Source organism: Vibrio fluvialis, assembly GCF_900460245.1.
Taxonomy (GTDB): domain Bacteria; phylum Pseudomonadota; class Gammaproteobacteria; order Enterobacterales; family Vibrionaceae; genus Vibrio; species Vibrio fluvialis.
In genome coordinates this window covers 2450706-2468517 of sequence record NZ_UHIP01000001.1, presented here as the reverse complement: position 1 = coordinate 2468517, position 17812 = coordinate 2450706, and the positions used below count along the sequence as shown (strand labels likewise).

Annotated in this window: 14 protein-coding genes; 3 read left to right on the top strand and 11 right to left on the bottom strand. The window is 52.2% G+C overall.

The annotated features are described in order from the left end of the window. The first annotated feature begins 58 nt into the window (after positions 1-58). The 3 genes from carA to DYA43_RS11505 all read left to right on the top strand — a co-directional run bounded on the left by carA (position 59) and on the right by DYA43_RS11505 (position 5429). Entirely contained in the window at positions 59-1198 is a 1140-nt protein-coding gene (gene carA / locus DYA43_RS11515; RefSeq protein ID WP_024373867.1) for a glutamine-hydrolyzing carbamoyl-phosphate synthase small subunit, read from the top strand. Positions 1199-1214: 16 nt separating this feature from the next. Then, the gene (carB, locus tag DYA43_RS11510) at positions 1215-4445 is read left to right on the top strand and encodes a carbamoyl-phosphate synthase large subunit (protein ID WP_020330496.1); all 3231 of its coding nucleotides are present in this window, start codon (positions 1215-1217) and stop codon (positions 4443-4445) included. 204 nt (positions 4446-4649) lie between these two features. Then, the gene (locus DYA43_RS11505) at positions 4650-5429 is read left to right on the top strand and encodes a TSUP family transporter (protein ID WP_020330498.1); all 780 of its coding nucleotides are present in this window, start codon (positions 4650-4652) and stop codon (positions 5427-5429) included. Here DYA43_RS11505 and DYA43_RS11500 read toward each other — a convergent pair. The 11 genes from DYA43_RS11500 to gltB all read right to left on the bottom strand — a co-directional run bounded on the left by DYA43_RS11500 (position 5380) and on the right by gltB (position 17554). Next, positions 5380-6225: a LysR family transcriptional regulator gene (locus tag DYA43_RS11500; RefSeq protein WP_020330499.1), complete on the bottom strand. Its 846-nt coding sequence runs from the start codon at positions 6223-6225 to the stop codon at positions 5380-5382. The genes DYA43_RS11505 and DYA43_RS11500 overlap by 50 nt on opposite strands. A gap of 57 nt (positions 6226-6282) precedes the next feature. After that, complete coding sequence (locus DYA43_RS11495) at positions 6283-6531, bottom strand: hypothetical protein (RefSeq protein WP_061056864.1); 249 nt, start codon at positions 6529-6531, stop codon at positions 6283-6285. Between the two features lie 8 nt (positions 6532-6539). After that, positions 6540-7097, bottom strand: a complete 558-nt coding sequence (locus DYA43_RS11490) for a flavodoxin family protein (RefSeq protein WP_055452690.1) — start codon at positions 7095-7097, stop codon at positions 6540-6542. A gap of 25 nt (positions 7098-7122) precedes the next feature. Further along, a complete protein-coding gene (locus DYA43_RS11485; RefSeq protein ID WP_061056863.1) occupies positions 7123-7536 on the bottom strand; it encodes a VOC family protein in 414 nt (137 codons plus the stop codon). 264 nt (positions 7537-7800) lie between these two features. Continuing rightward, entirely contained in the window at positions 7801-8421 is a 621-nt protein-coding gene (locus tag DYA43_RS11480; protein WP_020330505.1) for a TRIC cation channel family protein, read from the bottom strand. Positions 8422-8498: 77 nt separating this feature from the next. Further along, the gene (gene btuF, locus DYA43_RS11475; RefSeq protein WP_020330506.1) at positions 8499-9314 is read right to left on the bottom strand and encodes a vitamin B12 ABC transporter substrate-binding protein BtuF; all 816 of its coding nucleotides are present in this window, start codon (positions 9312-9314) and stop codon (positions 8499-8501) included. Then, positions 9315-10268, bottom strand: coding sequence for a cobalamin biosynthesis family protein (locus DYA43_RS11470; protein WP_061056862.1), 954 nt, complete (start codon positions 10266-10268; stop codon positions 9315-9317). Between the two features lie 13 nt (positions 10269-10281). Beyond that, positions 10282-10977 carry a 5'-methylthioadenosine/S-adenosylhomocysteine nucleosidase gene (gene mtnN / locus DYA43_RS11465; protein WP_061056861.1) on the bottom strand — a complete coding sequence of 232 codons (696 nt, stop codon included), beginning with the start codon at positions 10975-10977 and terminating at the stop codon, positions 10282-10284. 81 nt (positions 10978-11058) lie between these two features. Then, positions 11059-11424 carry a DUF1499 domain-containing protein gene (locus DYA43_RS11460; protein WP_061057237.1) on the bottom strand — a complete coding sequence of 122 codons (366 nt, stop codon included), beginning with the start codon at positions 11422-11424 and terminating at the stop codon, positions 11059-11061. 235 nt (positions 11425-11659) lie between these two features. Next, positions 11660-13072: an FAD-dependent oxidoreductase gene (locus DYA43_RS11455; RefSeq protein ID WP_020330510.1), complete on the bottom strand. Its 1413-nt coding sequence runs from the start codon at positions 13070-13072 to the stop codon at positions 11660-11662. A gap of 18 nt (positions 13073-13090) precedes the next feature. Further along, positions 13091-17554, bottom strand: coding sequence for a glutamate synthase large subunit (gene gltB / locus DYA43_RS11450; RefSeq protein ID WP_061056860.1), 4464 nt, complete (start codon positions 17552-17554; stop codon positions 13091-13093). Between the last annotated feature and the right edge of the window lie 258 nt (positions 17555-17812).

Sequence of the window (17812 nt, the reverse complement as noted above, 5' to 3'; positions counted from 1 at the left end):
AGGAAGGCAAATTTGCAGTTTAATTTAAAATTTATGCATTTTTATTCTGGAGGTTGTCTTGAGTAAATCAGCACTGTTAGTCCTAGAAGATGGGACAGTGTTCCGCGGAGTATCCATTGGTGCAGATGGTTCTTCCGTTGGTGAAGTCGTTTTTAATACCTCGATGACGGGGTACCAAGAAATCCTCACTGATCCTTCCTATTCACAGCAAATCGTTACCCTTACTTACCCTCACATTGGCAATACCGGCACCAACGCCGAAGACGAAGAATCAGCATCGATTCATGCTCAAGGCCTTGTGATTCGCGATCTTCCTCTTATCGCTTCTAACTTCCGCAGTGAACGTTCTCTTTCTGATTACCTTAAGTCGCAGAACATTGTCGGCATCGCCGATATCGATACGCGTAAGCTGACTCGTATTCTGCGTGAAAAAGGTGCGCAAAATGGCTGCATCATGGCCGGCGACAATCTGGATGAAGCGTTGGCTCTGGCAAAAGCGAAAGAATTCCCTGGTCTGAAAGGGATGGATCTGGCGAAAGTAGTAACGACCAAAGAAGCGTACGAATGGAAACAAGGTTCATGGACACTGGAAGGTGGCCTGCCTGAAGCAAAAGACGATAGCGAACTGCCATACCACGTCGTGGCTTACGATTTCGGTGCGAAGCGTAACATCCTGCGTATGCTGGTGGACCGTGGTTGCCGACTGACCGTCGTTCCTGCGCAAACGTCTGCTGAAGAAGTGCTGGCGATGAATCCAGATGGCGTGTTCCTGTCAAACGGCCCAGGCGACCCTGAGCCATGTACTTATGCTATCGAAGCGACACAGGTATTCCTGGATAAAGGTCTGCCAGTCTTCGGTATCTGTCTTGGCCACCAAATTCTGGCGCTAGCGTCTGGCGCGAAGACAGTGAAGATGAAGTTTGGTCACCACGGTGCGAACCACCCGGTGAAAGACCTGGATCGTAATGTTGTGATGATTACCTCGCAGAACCACGGTTTCGCGGCTGATGAAGCGACACTGCCAGAGAACCTGCGTGCAACGCACAAATCTCTGTTTGATGGTTCGCTGCAAGGTATTCACCGCACGGACAAGCCGGCATTCAGCTTCCAGGGACACCCTGAAGCGAGCCCGGGTCCTCACGATGCGGCACCGCTATTCGACCACTTCATTGAACTGATTAAACAACACCGCGCTTAATTTGGAGTAGTAAACAATGCCAAAACGTACTGACATTAAAAGCATTCTTATCCTGGGTGCGGGTCCGATTGTTATCGGCCAGGCTTGTGAGTTTGACTACTCAGGTGCGCAAGCATGTAAAGCGCTGCGTGAAGAGGGTTACCGCGTTATTCTGGTCAACTCTAACCCAGCGACGATCATGACTGACCCAGAAATGGCGGATGCGACCTACATCGAGCCGATTCACTGGGAAGTGGTACGCAAGATCATCGAAAAAGAGCGTCCGGATGCTATCCTGCCAACCATGGGTGGACAGACTGCACTGAACTGTGCGCTGGCGCTGGAAAAACATGGCGTACTGGCTGAATTCGGCGTGGAAATGATCGGCGCAACAGCTGACGCGATTGATAAAGCAGAAGACCGTTCACGCTTTGATAAAGCGATGAAATCTATCGGCCTGGAGTGTCCACGTGCTGATACGGCGAAAACCATGGAAGACGCGTACCGCGTGCTGGATATGGTTGGCTTCCCTTGTATCATCCGCCCTTCTTTTACTATGGGTGGTACTGGCGGTGGTATCGCGTATAACAAAGAAGAGTTTGAAGAAATCTGTCGTCGTGGTCTGGACTTGTCGCCAACCAATGAGCTGCTGATCGACGAATCTCTGATCGGCTGGAAAGAGTACGAAATGGAAGTGGTTCGCGATAAAGCGGACAACTGTATCATCGTATGTGCGATTGAGAACTTCGATCCAATGGGCATCCACACGGGTGACTCCATCACAGTGGCGCCAGCACAGACTCTGACCGACAAAGAATATCAGCTGATGCGTAACGCCTCTCTGGCGGTACTGCGTGAAATCGGCGTAGAAACGGGCGGCTCGAACGTTCAGTTCGGTATCAACCCGAAAGATGGCCGTATGGTTATCATCGAGATGAACCCACGTGTATCTCGCTCTTCTGCTCTGGCTTCTAAAGCAACCGGCTTCCCTATTGCAAAAGTGGCAGCGAAACTGGCGGTTGGTTTTACCCTTGATGAACTGATGAACGACATCACTGGCGGCGCAACGCCAGCATCATTCGAACCAACCATCGACTACGTTGTGACTAAAATTCCTCGCTTTAACTTCGAGAAATTTGCTGGTGCCAACGACCGTCTGACAACTCAGATGAAGTCAGTGGGTGAGGTGATGGCGATTGGCCGTAACCAACAAGAATCCCTGCAAAAAGCCCTGCGCGGCCTGGAAGTGGGTGCCACCGGTTTTGACGAAATGGTTGATCTGGACGCTCCGGATGCACTGACCAAGATTCGTCACGAGCTGAAAGAAGCGGGCGCTGAGCGCATTTGGTACATCGCGGATGCATTCCGTGCCGGTATGTCTGTTGATGGTGTATTCAACCTGACAAACGTTGACCGTTGGTTCCTGGTTCAAATTGAAGAGCTAGTGAAACTGGAAGCTGAAGTGAAAGCAGGCGGTTTTGCTGGTCTGACTAAAGATGTTCTGAAAAATATGAAGCGTAAAGGCTTCTCTGATGCACGTCTGTCTAAGCTACTCGGTGTTGCTGAAAGCGAAATTCGTCGTCTACGTGACCAGTACGATATCCATCCTGTTTACAAGCGTGTAGATACCTGTGCGGCTGAGTTTTCTTCTGATACAGCTTACATGTACTCATCTTATGATGAAGAGTGTGAAGCGAACCCAACAGATAAAGACAAGATCATGGTTCTGGGCGGTGGTCCAAACCGTATCGGTCAGGGTATCGAATTCGACTACTGTTGTGTACACGCTTCACTAGCGCTGCGCGAAGATGGCTACGAAACCATCATGGTGAACTGTAACCCTGAGACAGTTTCGACCGACTACGACACTTCAGACCGTCTGTATTTCGAACCAGTAACACTGGAAGACGTACTAGCAATCGTACGTGTTGAAAAGCCAAAAGGCGTTATCGTTCAGTACGGTGGTCAAACGCCACTGAAACTGGCGCGTGCGCTGGAAGCGGCAGGTGTGCCAATCATTGGTACCAGCCCTGATGCTATCGACCGTGCAGAAGACCGTGAGCGTTTCCAACAAGCGGTAGACCGTCTGGGTCTGCTTCAGCCACAAAACGCAACAGTGACTGCGATTGAACAAGCGATTGAAAAGTCGCGTGAAATCGGCTTCCCGCTGGTGGTTCGTCCTTCATACGTGCTGGGCGGCCGCGCGATGGAAATCGTTTACGATGAGTCTGACCTGCGCCGTTACTTTAACGAAGCGGTGAGCGTATCGAACGAATCTCCGGTTCTGCTGGACCGTTTCCTTGATGACGCAACCGAAGTGGACGTTGATGCTATCTGTGACGGCGAACGTGTCGTGATTGGCGGTATCATGGAACACATCGAACAAGCGGGTGTTCACTCTGGAGACTCAGCATGTTCGCTACCCGCTTACACGCTAAGTCAGGAAATTCAGGACAAGATGCGTGAGCAGGTTGAGAAACTGGCGATGGAACTGGGCGTTCGTGGTTTGATGAACACGCAGTTTGCCGTCAAAGACAACGAAGTTTACCTGATTGAAGTGAACCCTCGTGCGGCACGTACGGTTCCGTTCGTATCGAAAGCGACGGGTGCTCCGCTGGCGAAAATCGCTGCGCGTGTGATGGCCGGTCAATCGCTGGAACAGCAAGGCTTTACCAAAGAAATCATTCCACCATACTACTCTGTTAAAGAAGTGGTGTTGCCATTCAACAAGTTCCCGGGTGTTGACCCGCTGCTTGGCCCTGAAATGCGCTCAACTGGTGAAGTGATGGGTGTCGGCGCAACGTTTGCGGAAGCTTACGCGAAAGCGGAACTGGGCTGTGGCAACGTCTACCCTGAAGGTGGCCGTGCACTGCTGTCGGTTCGCGAAGGTGACAAAGAGCGTGTGGTTGACCTGGCTTCTAAACTGGTGAAACTAGGTTACAAACTGGATGCGACTCACGGTACCGCAGTGATTCTGGGCGAAGCGGGTATCAACCCACGTCTGGTTAACAAGGTACACGAAGGCCGTCCGCACATTCTCGACCGCATCAAGAACAACGAGTACACCTACATCGTCAACACGGCAGCTGGCCGTCAGGCGATTGAAGACTCGAAAGTTCTGCGCCGCGGCGCACTGGCTGAGAAAGTGAACTACACCACTACGCTGAACGCGGCGTTTGCAACCTGTATGTCTCATACAGCAGATGCAAAAGCGAGCGTGACTTCAGTGCAAGAACTGCACGCGCAAGTGAAAGCAAGTCTGGCTTAACGGATAACTATATCGGTAAGTCTCAGACTTATCTAACAACCTCATTGCCCGCTCATTCGAGCGGGCTTTTTTATGTCAGCAGTACCGAGAACTCAGTATTATATTGATGAAAATTTGGAATAGGTTGTTGTCGTTTGTTTCGCTGTTGCAACCTCGTCGTCAGTGCTACTTTGTCGTTTTACTCAGTAGTTGATTCGGAAGTTCATGGAAGTCTCGTTAGAAGTTTTAGGGTTGTTGTTTTTGGTCGCAGGTGTGGCCGGATTTATTGATGCAATGGCGGGCGGCGGCGGCTTGCTGACCTTACCAGCATTGTTAGCGGCGGGAGTGCCTCCTACTCAGGCTCTTGCCACCAATAAGCTACAAAGCTCATTCGGTAGCTTCTCAGCCAGCTGGTATTTTGTGCGCAACGGTATTGTCAGCCTTAAAGAGATGCGACTGGCGATCGTGTGCACCTTTATTGGTTCAGCAATTGGTGCTGAGCTGGTGCAACAGTTTGATGCGTCGCTGCTGACCAGCTTGATTCCGTTGCTGCTGATCGCGATTTCTCTCTATTTTTTGCTGGCCCCGCAGACTCGCGCAGATTCGGGTAAAAAGCCACTGCCGGAAGCGCTGTTCGCGTTATGTATTGGTGGCGGTATCGGTTTTTATGATGGCTTCTTTGGTCCGGGGACCGGCTCCATTTTTACTGTCTGTTTTGTGGTGTTAGGCCATTTCAGTCTGGTGGATGCGACCGCGCGTACCAAAGTGTTGAACTTCACCTCCAATATCGCTGCACTGACTTTCTTTTTGATTGCTGGCCTGCCTATCTGGCAAATTGGTCTGACGATGGCGGTCGGTGGTTTTATCGGTGCTCGCATGGGTGCGAAAGTCGTGGTCACCAAAGGCCACAAATGGATTCGCCCTCTGGTGATCACCATGTCGATGCTGATGGCACTTAAACTGCTGTGGGAACAGCATTCACAATCGTTTCTATCAATGTTCTGACCCGCGGTGAGCGGTAGCTGGTAGCCCGGACACAAATGTGAATCGGGCGAAACAGCGGCGCTAATTCGGCAAAATCAAAGCAATATTGCGGTTCGATTTTGAGCGCGTTAACGATGGAGAGGGGCACGAGGGCCGGGGCCATGCCACCTAATGCCAACTGCGCGGATGCCGTATAGGAGTCCATTTCCATCACCGGATTGATGCCAAGCCTGGCGAGGATAGCTGCCTGATAGGTGTTCGCCGGGTTGGCCAAGTCGTTGGTCACTACTTCGTCGGGTAAGGTGGTGAGTGGCTGGCGACTGACAATATAAAACGGCTCATCGAACAGATGCAGCGTCATCAACCCATGGTTACCCGGCAGATAGCCAGCGCAAAATCCCAGCGTGGCTTTGCCCGATTGAACGTGTTCCACAATACGCGGCGTATGGTGAGTGGTGATGGTGAAATGCGGGTCGCGCTGGCGATAGTCACCCATCACCTGAGTCAGATAGCCAGCGACCAGAGTTTCTGAGCAGTCGAGGCGAATCAGCGTATCATCCTCCAGCGTTTGCTGCTCAAAGATCAGGCCACGTAGTTCATTGAATGTCGGCCCAATATTGGCAATCAGTTGTTCGGCTTCCGCGGTGAGCTTGATGTGGCGCCCTGCCGGAACGATCAGTTTCTTGCCCAGTTTCTGCTCAAGATTGGCAATCCGCTTGCTCACCGCCGACTGACTGATGTACAGCTGGCTGCCTGTGCGGCTCATGGTTTTTTCTTTGCTGAGAACCAACAGGGTCTCAATGCCTTCCAGTAGCATACTCATCCAATGACAAATGGGAATAGATGACAGTCATTGTACTTAAGTCCTGCCAATTTAACAGCCACACGGTTTGAGGCTTCGAATCACGGCTCGTAACTGCCGGCGATGGCGCGCTGTGCTTTGCTGCTGACACTCATCGAGAGCACTGGCCGCATTCAGCGCTGCATCATGCTGCAGATAGGCGGGCAGGTGATCGCGGGTGCTGAGCCAGTGATGAAACTTGCGCTGGCAGAGCTGATGTTGCTGACGTTGGTTGAGTGCCAGCAGCGCCAGCACCAGACGATAAATCAGGGTTTGTAACATAGGCCCTCCTATTGATTGAGCAGTGAGGCCATGCGTTCACCATAATAAAATGCAGTGGCCAGATCGTTCGGGTTCACCTGAGAGGTGTTATCAAGGTAGCTCGCCACCACACCAATACTTGAGCCTGTATGATTCAAACCACGGGAATCAGTGTGTTTGGAGACATCCAGCCCGACCCAAATCATGCCGTGTTGGCAGGCCAGCGTGACGAAACTGTACAGCGTCTGCTGCTGCTCACCATTGACGCTGCCACCCATGGTCAAACCGCCCGCCAGTTTGTTGCGCCATAACTTGTTGGCGTAACCGTCACTGCTGGTATCCATAAATGCTTTGAACTGAGCGGCGGGTCCACCCATATAGGTTGGGCTAGCGAAGACGATGGCGTCACATACCAGCAACTGGCGAAACAACGCGTCATTCTGGTAACGGCCGGTAACGATGTCAGCGGCCTTGATCTCTAACGTGATGCTTTCTACGCCCTGGTGTTGAGCGCCTTCCGCGACGTGCTGAGCCAGCAGGCGAGTCGCACCATCTTGAGAAAAATAAACAATCGCAATGCGTTTCATAGTCGGTCCTGATATTGATGAGTGATTACGCGGGATAATGGTTTCGTTTGGCTGGATCGTCAGAAAAGTACTCAATGAATTCCCATTCCGTCCCGCTCGGGTCAAAAAAATAAACCCGATGGCGATACTCGTTGTTCTCGGATAGTTCATTGATCTGATACCCCGCTGCCAACAGGCGCTGCTTTACCGCTTCGGCATCGTCGACCACGATACCGACGTGATTGATCCCCACATCCCGGTAAGGAATACGATCCACTTCAGTACGGTTCAGCACTTCCTGTAGCGCGATGTAAGTCTGCTCAGTGCCAATATGGCACCAGCGATAGTCCTGCTTCCCCTGATGGCGAATCTTGAAATCTGGCAGTGCCGTTTGTAGAAACGTAATCGCCTGATCGATATCGGCGACCGTAATGTTGGCGTGTTCGACATAAGCTTGCATAGATGCCTCCATAGCTATTAAGTAAAGTTATTTGCTTATTAAACTAGTTCAAATATCGACTAAGTAAACATAAAACTTTATTTAATTGCTCAGTGATCGTATTTATGTGATCGATGATCTCATTGTGGTGTAGTTTTCGTGCAACAGGGCGAAGATCGCCGACAAAGTGCCAACCAGAGAAAGAAAGGCTGGGAGCAACTGAAAACAGGAAAGGAATGAGTGGGTAGATATAAAAAAGGCCGCATTGAGCGGCCTGATTAAAACTTAGCGGGTAATGGCAAAGGTGGGCAGTGATAAATGCCAGCGTATCGCGCCAAGGCGAATGATCAGGGTGGATAACACGCCGGAAATAAAAGCGGTTGAACTGTCATACCCCATCATCAGTGCCGTCGTGTGGAACACGCCGCCGATGATGCAGGCCGTTGCGTAAACTTCGCTGCGCAGCACCATTGGAATTTCACGGGCCAATACATCACGAATGATCCCGCCGCCACAACCGGTAATGACACCCATAATGATCGCGATCAGCGATGATTCCTGATAGATGAGCGCTTTTTCAACACCAATGCCAACAAATACCGCCAGACCTATTGCATCACACACAGGTAAGATCCACCAAGCCAGTCGTTTTGGACGACGTACGATCAGCATGGTCAGGATACAAGTGATGAAAATCACCCACAGGTAGGTGGGATCTTTTATCCAGAATACCGGTGTGGCACCGAGTGACATATCGCGAATGGTTCCGCCGCCGATGGCCGTCACGCTGGCCAGTACAATCACGCCGAACGGGTCCATTTTCAAACGGCCAGCCAGCAAAACGCCGGAGATGGCAAAAATAGCAGTACCGAACATATCGATCAGATAGAGCAGTGAAGTATCCAAAGTGTGTATCGCTCAGTTAAGTCAGTCAGAGGCAAAATTGGCCGCAAATTGTACGGGATTTTTGTTAAATCTGTTACTTATTTTCGCACTTGGTCGAAGTAATGACACACTTGCTCAATCGCTTTCAGCGTACGTGGTGTTGGGCGGTTGAGCCAATCTGAAGTCAGCGCCCACACATGGTTCTGTCTGACGGCGGGCAGTTGCTCTTGCCAGCGTTGCCACATGTTGCCGTTTTCAATCGCATGCTCGGAGGTGAAGATCACCTCTGGTTGTGCCAGCAGAACTTGCTCCAGGCCGACTTGCGGATAAGGTGTTGGGCTGTGCTCAAACACGTTTTCTCCGCCACAAAAGCGAAAGACTTCGCTGGGCCAACTGTTTTGCGCGAGCGTAATAATCGGTTTTTCACTCAACTGGTAAAAGTAACGCACAGGCTTGGCTGTAGCGTATTGCTTACGCAGCGTGCTGAGTTGATGGCGAAATGCCTCTGCCGCCTGTTGCCCGACAGATGGATCGTCAGCGTACTGGCTGAGTTGCTCAATATTGGTCGCAATGTCGTCCAGTGTGCGTGTGTTGGAATAGTAAATCGGCAGGCCAAGCTGTTTAAGCTTGTCCAGTTCGCGTGCAGGATTACCTGCGGGCCAGGCTATCACCAGATCAGGTTTAAGGGCGACAATACGTTCGACTTTTACGCCCTGATAATTGGACACCTTTTCGATGTTACGCGCTTGTGGCGGATAGTCGCTGTACTCACTGACCGCGACCAGTTTGTCACCAAGACCGGCAGCAAAAGCCAGCTCTGTGGCATGTGGTGCAAGGCTGATGACGCGTTGCACCGGGGCGGCGGCATAAGAAAAAGTACTGCAGCAAAGCAGAGTGAGCAGCCAAAGGCGCATTTAAACTCCTCGATGAATAACGAGCAACAGCAGGCTTTGTAAAACGATCCAAGCGAAGATTCGCCAAGCCAGCAGGGTATGAACTTGTGACAAATGAATAGCAGACGGTGCAATACGGCCGCCGATTTTGACGCGAACGGCCTTTTGTTCACCGTAAATCGCTGGCCCACCCAGTGATAATTCCAGCTTGTTGCCAACTGCGCACAGCAGCCATCCCGGTCCGGGTAGTGGCCACGAACGACTTTGCTGCAGTGTGTTTTGCAGGGTGTGTGCGGCTTGGTTGCCCATGACGATCAAAAGACTGAATAGGCGCAGCGGAACGAATTCAAGCACCGCGACCGCTCGCACTACAGGCAGACCAAACGGTTGAAAACGAGCGCGCGATGGTGACCAAGCGCGGGCCAACTCCACCATAAGGCGATAGATAAATGCGCCAATTCCGCCGAGTAGGGCGTACCAAAACAGCACACAGACAACATTGCGGCCAAAGCCCATAATCACGGTTTCAGCCCCTGCTTTACCAAGGCCCAGCGGCGAGAGGGTAGAGGTGTCGCGGTTGACGTACGGCATTAACAGGCTGCGCGCGAGTTTCTTATCGTCTTTGGCGAGTGCAGAGGCCATACGATTGGCCAACTGTTCCTGACTGCGCCAATCGAGTGCCAGCAGCAGCAGTGCCAGTTCAAACAATTGCGGTTGCCACACCAAAGGCTTGAGCGCCACGCACACCACAACCGTCGGCAAAATCATCAGCAGCCACGCGAGCGTGCCGGATAGCTGACTTTGCGCATAGCTGGCGTTGGTATTGACCTTGTCCGCCAGTATTTCGGCAAACTTATGCCATAACGTGACAGGATGCGCGCTGCGTGGGATCGGCAGAATCAGATGAAACAGCAGCGCGCCCCACATAACGAGGAGCGCACCGTTGGCATAGAAAGTATGAAAGATCTCGTCCATGAGGAAGTGTCGGTTATTTCAGCAGTTCAACCATCTTGCTCACCATTTCTGATGAGCTTTTCGCTGCCAGCGGCAGAAACTCGTCAAACGACATAGGGGATTCTTTATCGGCAACGTCAGAGATCGCACGTACGACCACAAACGGTACCTGGAACTGGTGACAAGCTTGTGCAATGGCTGATGCTTCCATCTCTACCGCAATCACAGATGGGAAGTGAGCGCGGATAAACGCTTGACGTTCAGCGGTGCAGACAAACGCATCGCCAGTACAAATCAGGCCGCGAACCGCGTGTTTGTCCGCCATCGCTTCCAGCGCTTTTTCCGCCACAGCCATCAGCTGTTCATTGGCTTTGAAGGCAGCTGGCTGGCCAGCCATTTGACCAATCTCGTAACCAAAGGCGGTCACATCGGCATCATGATGGCGGACTTCGGTAGAAATCACAACATCACCGACATTCAGAGTCGCATCGAAACCGCCTGCAGAGCCTGTGTTGATGACGACATCTGGCTGGTATTCATCCAGCAGGATTGCCGTGCCGATGGCTGCAGCGACTTTACCGATGCCCGATTGCAGCAATACCACGTCAACGCCATGCAGCTGACCGGAATAGTAAGTACAGCCGCCTTTGCTGACTTCCTGACAGTTGTCGAGAGCGTCTTTCAGAATGGCGACTTCTTGTTGCATTGCGCCGATGATGCCAATTTTCATGCAGTATCTCTTTTATGAATTACGAAAAAACAGCGCGGAGTTTACCACGATCCGCGCCGCCTGCGCGAGGTCAGGCTGACGTTATGGTTGGCGCAGCATGCCTGCTTCGGCCAGTTTTTCACGCAGGTTTTCTGCGCGGCGGCGGTTGACGCCAAAGTCACTGTAACCGACACGTGATTCCGAGCGAACGATCAGATGGTCATCGGTTAGTTTTAGTTCCAGATCATCGACAAAACGCATGATACGCGTGGTGCATTCGATGCGCAGATAATTACTGTCTTTATCGGCGGTTTTCGCTCCGGGCAGAGTGAGTGCGACGCGCTCAACCTGCTCTAATGTCACGCCCGGGCGCAGAATAAAGGGAGCGAGAGTGAATTTTTCGCGACTCTCCTGAGTTGATACGCAGTTGGGCTTTTCGCCACAAAGTGTGTTGGTGCGGTCGGTCATAGGGGCAATTCCCTGGCTGCAGCCGCTGAGCAGCACCACAGCCATCGATAGGGTTACAGTTCTTAACATCCGTGCTGCCTTGTTGGCGTCAGATTGAGCAGAGGTGGTTAGCATATCGGTTTAATCCTCTGAAATGTCAACACGTTACAACTGGTGACAATTATAGGCCGAAAATGAAAAAAGGATTCATCAACGATGAATCCTTTTGCCAAACAGTGAAGTCAGGTCACGGATTTTACACTTCTAGGTAATCCATGATGCCTTCTGCCGCTTTGCGTCCTTCATCGATGGCGGTCACCACCAGATCTGAGCCACGTACCGCATCGCCACCAGCAAAGATTTTCTCATTGCTGGTCTGGAACTTAAATTCCTGATTGAGCGGCGCCTTAATGCGGCCCCATTGATCCAGCTCGACACCAAACGGTTCCAGCCAGCTCATCTGATGCGGTTGGAAACCAAACGCCATGATCACGGCATCGGCTTCCAGCACGTGTTCACTGCCTGCGACCGGTTCTGGGCGACGGCGACCGGCGTCATCCGGTTCACCCAATGCAGTTTGCACCACTTTCACGCCCGTCACTTTACCGGATGCATCGACTTCAATACCCAGCGGTTGCAGGTTGAACATGAACTCAACGCCTTCTTCTTTGGCGTTTTTCACTTCACGGCGTGAACCGGGCATGTTCTCTTCGTCGCGGCGGTAAGCACAAATCACGCGTGATGCCCCCTGACGAATCGACGTGCGCACACAGTCCATCGCAGTGTCACCACCACCGAGTACCACGACTTTCTGACCAGCCATGTCGATGAAGTTCTCTTCCGACGGCAGTTCCATCACTTTGTAAGTGTTGGAGATCAAGAATGGCAGAGCATCGTACACGCCTTGCGCATCTTCATTTTCCAGACCCGCACGCATGTATTTGTAGGTGCCAACGCCCAGGAACACCGCATCGTACTCGTCAACCAGCTGTTGCAACTGAACGTCTTTGCCCACTTCGACGTTGAGACGGAATTCGACGCCCATTTCGCTAAACACGCGGCGGCGGTTTTCCATCACGCCTTTTTCCAGTTTGAACGAAGGGATACCGAACGTCAGCAGGCCACCGATTTCAGGATAACGATCGTAAACCACGGGTTTCACACCGTTGCGAACGAGGACGTCAGCCGCAGCCAGACCCGCCGGGCCAGCACCGATAATGGCGACTTTCTTATCCGTCCATTCCACTTTGGACATGTCCGGTTTCCAGCCCATCTCAAAGGCCGTATCGGTGATGTATTTTTCAATGTTACCAATGGTCACGGCGCCGAAATCGGCGTTCAGCGTACATGACCCTTCACACAAACGATCCTGCGGGCACACGCGACCGCACACTTCAGGCAGGCTGTTGGTCTGGTGTGATAACTCAACCGCCTCGAGAATGCGGCCCTCATTGGCCAGTTTCAGCCACTGAGGAATGTAGTTGTGTACCGGACATTTCCATTCACAGTACGGGTTACCACAATCCAGACAGCGATCCGCCTGAGCGGTCGCTTGCTGTTTGGTAAACGGTTCGTAAATCTCTACGAATTCAATCTTACGAATGGTGAGCGGCTTCTTTGCCGGGTCCACTCGGTTGACATCAATAAATTGGTATACGTTCTGGCTCATTACTTCGGCTCCTTCCAATTATTGTGCTTGAACGCGCAGTTCAGCAGCGCTGCGGCTTTGGTGACCCAATAGAGTCTGCAGGTCCGCTGCCTGTGGTTTAACAAGGTAGAACTTCGGAATCCATTCATCAAAGTTCGCTAAGATATTTTCTGCATGAACAGAGCCGGTCTCTTCCAGATGTTCTGCAATCAAGCCACGCAGGTGTTCCTGATGGATGTAGAGATCGGTCAGTGCAATCGCTTCGACGGACTCTTCGTTCACGCGGCCCTGGAAGTCGCCATTTTCGTCAAGGACGTAAGCAAAACCGCCCGTCATACCCGCGCCGAAGTTGACGCCCGTTGCACCCAGAATAGCCACGATACCGCCCGTCATGTATTCACACGCGTTGTCGCCTGCACCTTCAATCACTGAAATGGTGCCAGAGTTTCGCACGCCAAAACGCTCGCCCGCTTTACCGGCTGCAAACAGCTTACCACCAGTGGCGCCGTACAGACAGGTGTTACCAATGATGGTGGCCTCGTTACAGGTAAAAGCAGTCCCCAGATGCGGTTTGATGACAATCTTACCGCCCGCCATGCCTTTACCGACGTAGTCGTTGGCATCGCCGGTCAAGTACAGCTCGACGCCGCCCGCGTTCCACACACCAAACGACTGACCTGCGGTGCCTTGCAGAACCACTTTGATCGGGTTCGCCGACATGCCCGCATTGCCGTAGCGTTTGGCAATTTCACCGGACACACGCGCACCTACCGAACGGTCGGTGTTGATCACGTCGTAGTAGAGTTCAACTGACTGCTGGTTTTCGATCGCTTCCAGTGCGTCATCAACGATTTTCTGGTTGAGCGCCCCTTTGTCAAACGGGGTATTCGGCTGGGTGCAGTATAGTGGTAAACCTTCCGGTGACACGGGTACTTCCAGCATGCCAGACAGATCCAGTTTGCTCTGTTTCGCTGTCATGCCTTGCACGGTTTCCAGCAGATCGGTACGGCCAATCAGGTCGGTGAGTTTCTCTACGCCCAGTTCGGCCAGATAACCACGTACTTCTTCGGCAAGGCCAGTGAAGTAATTGATCACCATCTCTGGCAGACCTTTGAAGTATTCGCGGCGCAGGGTTTCATCCTGAGTCGCCACCCCGGTTGCACAGTTGTTGAGGTGACAGATACGCAGGAATTTACAGCCCATTGCTACCATTGGCGCGGTACCAAAACCAAAGCTTTCCGCACCCAGAATGGCACCTTTGATGACATCCAGACCGGTTTTCAGACCGCCATCGACCTGCAGACGAATCTTATGACGCAGACCGTTGGCGACCAAGGCTTGCTGAGTTTCAGCCAGGCCAAGTTCCCAAGGGCTGCCCGCGTATTTCACTGAGGTCAGTGGGCTCGCCGCTGTGCCGCCGTCGTAACCGGAAATGGTGATGAGGTCGGCGTAAGCTTTGGCCACACCCGTCGCGATCGTGCCGACGCCCGGTTCAGAAACCAGTTTGACCGACACCAGCGCTTTCGGGTTGACCTGTTTCAAGTCGAAGATCAGCTGGGCTAAGTCTTCAATTGAGTAAATATCGTGGTGCGGAGGCGGCGAAATCAACGTCACACCCTGTACGGAGTAACGTAACTTAGCGATTTCCGCCGTCACTTTGTGGCCAGGAAGCTGACCACCTTCACCGGGTTTTGCACCTTGCGCGACTTTAATTTGCAGCACGTCAGCGTTGGTCAAGTAGTGTGGCGTCACACCGAAACGGCCTGAAGCGACCTGTTTGATGCGCGAGTTACGTTCGGTACCAAAGCGGCGTGGATCTTCACCACCTTCACCGGAGTTCGAGTGACCACCAATTCGGTTCATCGCGGTCGCCAGAGCTTCGTGCGCTTCCGGGCTCAGTGCGCCGATAGACATTGCCGCCGAGTCAAAACGTTTGAACAGCTCAGTGGTCGGCTCAATTTGTTCCAGTGCCAGCGGGTTGTCTGATTTTTTCAATTTCAGCAAATCACGCAGCATCGCCACCGGACGCTCGTTAACCTGTTTGGCAAACTCAGCGTAGTCTGATGTTTCACCGGATTTCACTGCCGTTTGCAGCGTGCCAACCACATCTGGGTTGTAGGCGTGGTATTCACCGCCGTGCACGTATTTCAGCAGACCACCGTGTTCCATCGACTTACGTTTCGTCCATGCTTTACGCGACAGGTTAAACAAATCCTGCTGGAAGTCTTCAAAGTTGGCGCCCTGAATACGGGTTGTTACCCCTTTAAAACACAGTTCGACAATGTCGGTATGTAGGCCAACCGCTTCAAACAGTTGTGAACAGCGGTAAGAGGCCACTGTCGAGATGCCCATTTTGGACATGATTTTGTACAGGCCTTTATTGATGCCGTACTGGTAGTTTTGCATCGCATCACGATAGCTCTTATCCAGCACGCCGTCGTCGACCATTTTGCCGACCACTTCATAAGCGAGGTACGGATAAACGGCGGTGGCACCAAAGCCAATCAGCACGGCGAACTGATGTGGATCGCGCGCGGTGGCGGTTTCCACAATGATGTTCGCATCACAGCGCAGGTTGGATTCCACTAGGCGAGTTTGCACTGCGCCGACGGCCATCGCCGCCGGGATCGGCAGTTTGCCTTTGGTCAGCGCGCGATCAGACAGCACGATCAGTACGGTACCTTCGCGCACCACCTGTTCGGCTTGATCACACAACTCCAATACCGCTTGTTTAAGATCTTTTTCCTGCGGATCGTAGTTGATGTCGAGGATCGTATTGCGGTAATGCTGATCGCTCAGGGTCAGTAACTGCTGCATATCAGAGTAAAGCAGAACCGGCGAATCAAACGTGACTCGGTGTGCGTGACCATCGGTTTCGCAGAAGACGTTCATCTCCTGGCCGATACTGGTGGCCAGCGACATCACGTGTTTTTCACGCAGCGGATCGATCGGCGGGTTGGTCACCTGAGCAAATTTCTGACGGAAGTAGTCCGTGATCAGGCGTTCTTTCGATGAGAGGACGGCCATCGGCGTATCATCGCCCATTGAACCGACCGCTTCCTGACCCATGTCGGCCATGACGCGCAGTACCTGATCCACTTCTTCGTTGGTCATCGCAAACTGCTTCTGATAGGTCTTAAGCAGATCTTCATCGAAGCTGCGCTCGCCAACCTGATCGTCTGGCAGTTCGGAAAACGAGGTTAACTGGTAAACGTTGTTTTGCATCCACTCGCGGTAGGGGTGGCGGCTCTTAAGATCGTTGTCGATCTCGGCCGATTGCCACAGCTTACCTTTGCGGGTATCGATTACCAGCAGTTCGCCCGGGCCAACGCGGCCTTTTTCCGCCACTTCATCCGGCGCGTAATCCCAAATACCAACCTCAGAAGCCAGCGTGATCAGCTTATCTTTGGTGATCACATAGCGTGCAGGGCGCAGACCGTTGCGGTCAAGGTTACATGCAGCGTAGCGGCCATCGGATAATACGATACCCGCCGGGCCATCCCACGGCTCCATGTGTTTGGAGTTGAAGTCGTAGAAGGCGCGCAGATCGTCATCCATATCCGGGTGATTTTGCCACGCTGGCGGAACCAGCATGCGCATGGCGCGGAAGATATCCATGCCACCCGCGAGGAACAGATCCAGCATGTTGTCCAAGCTGGAAGAGTCAGAACCGGTTTCGTTCACAAAAGGTGCGGCCGTTTGCAAGTCAGGCAGCAACGGGGATGAGAACTTGTAGGCACGCGCACGCGCCCACTGACGGTTACCTTCGATGGTGTTGATCTCACCGTTGTGCGCCAGATAGCGGAACGGCTGAGCCAATGGCCAACGTGGTTGCGTGTTAGTTGAAAAACGCTGGTGGAACAGACAGATAGCCGATTCCATACGTAGGTCGGCCAGGTCGAGATAGAAACGTGGTAAGTCCGCTGGCATGCACAGGCCTTTGTAGACGATAACCTGAGTGGACAGCGAACAGATGTAGAAATCTTTGTCTTCGGTGATTTGCTTTTCGATGCGACGACGAGCGATATACAGGCGGCGCTCGATATCGCGCTCACGCCAGCCAGCCGGTGCAGAAATGAAGACTTGTTGAATATCCGGCAGTGAGGCCGCAGCAATCGGTCCCAGCACTTTCGGATTGGTTGGCACGGTACGCCAGCCGGAGACCGTGAGTGTTTCTTGCGCTAGCTCTTTATTGATGATGTCGCGCGCGGACTGCGCTTTGATCGGATCCCTGCTAAGGAAAATCATACCAACCGCGTATTGCTTACCCAGCTTCCAGTGCTGTTCTTCAGCGATCAGGCGCAGATAAGAATCGGGCTTTTGCAGTAGAAGACCACAGCCATCACCGGTTTTACCATCGGCGGCAATACCGCCGCGGTGGGTCATGCGGTCGAGAGCAGAAATCGCGGTGCGAACCAATTTATGACTGGCCTGACCTTCCATGTGCGCGATCAAGCCGAATCCACAGTTGTCTTTCTCAAGACTTGGATCATATAGAGCCATTGCAATTCTCCCTTTGCTTCTCTGTCATCCAGACAGTAAATGACTAACTATTCGTTTATATTGTTATTATGTAGATATTTATTAATTAAAACTGATTAAAAATTTAACAATTCTGGACAGTTTAATTTGCACTGAATTCACAACCTATAGCTTATTGTGAAAAAGGTCAAGTTTTTGGTGATTAATCATGTGTGTCAGCGATTTACCAAGCATTACTCTGAATAATATCAATAAATTCAATATGATACGTTTTTAAAT

Coding starts and splice junctions, on each gene's coding strand:
- mtnN (WP_061056861.1), bottom strand. CDS start 10,977: ATGAAAATTGGCATCATCGGCGCAATGCAACAAGAAGTCGCCATTCTG.
- DYA43_RS11500 (WP_020330499.1), bottom strand. CDS start 6,225: ATGCTACTGGAAGGCATTGAGACCCTGTTGGTTCTCAGCAAAGAAAAA.
- DYA43_RS11490 (WP_055452690.1), bottom strand. CDS start 7,097: ATGAAACGCATTGCGATTGTTTATTTTTCTCAAGATGGTGCGACTCGC.
- DYA43_RS11505 (WP_020330498.1), top strand. CDS start 4,650: ATGGAAGTCTCGTTAGAAGTTTTAGGGTTGTTGTTTTTGGTCGCAGGT.
- carB (WP_020330496.1), top strand. CDS start 1,215: ATGCCAAAACGTACTGACATTAAAAGCATTCTTATCCTGGGTGCGGGT.
- DYA43_RS11495 (WP_061056864.1), bottom strand. CDS start 6,531: ATGTTACAAACCCTGATTTATCGTCTGGTGCTGGCGCTGCTGGCACTC.
- DYA43_RS11470 (WP_061056862.1), bottom strand. CDS start 10,268: ATGGACGAGATCTTTCATACTTTCTATGCCAACGGTGCGCTCCTCGTT.
- DYA43_RS11460 (WP_061057237.1), bottom strand. CDS start 11,424: ATGACCGACCGCACCAACACACTTTGTGGCGAAAAGCCCAACTGCGTA.
- DYA43_RS11485 (WP_061056863.1), bottom strand. CDS start 7,536: ATGCAAGCTTATGTCGAACACGCCAACATTACGGTCGCCGATATCGAT.
- DYA43_RS11455 (WP_020330510.1), bottom strand. CDS start 13,072: ATGAGCCAGAACGTATACCAATTTATTGATGTCAACCGAGTGGACCCG.
- btuF (WP_020330506.1), bottom strand. CDS start 9,314: ATGCGCCTTTGGCTGCTCACTCTGCTTTGCTGCAGTACTTTTTCTTAT.
- gltB (WP_061056860.1), bottom strand. CDS start 17,554: ATGGCTCTATATGATCCAAGTCTTGAGAAAGACAACTGTGGATTCGGC.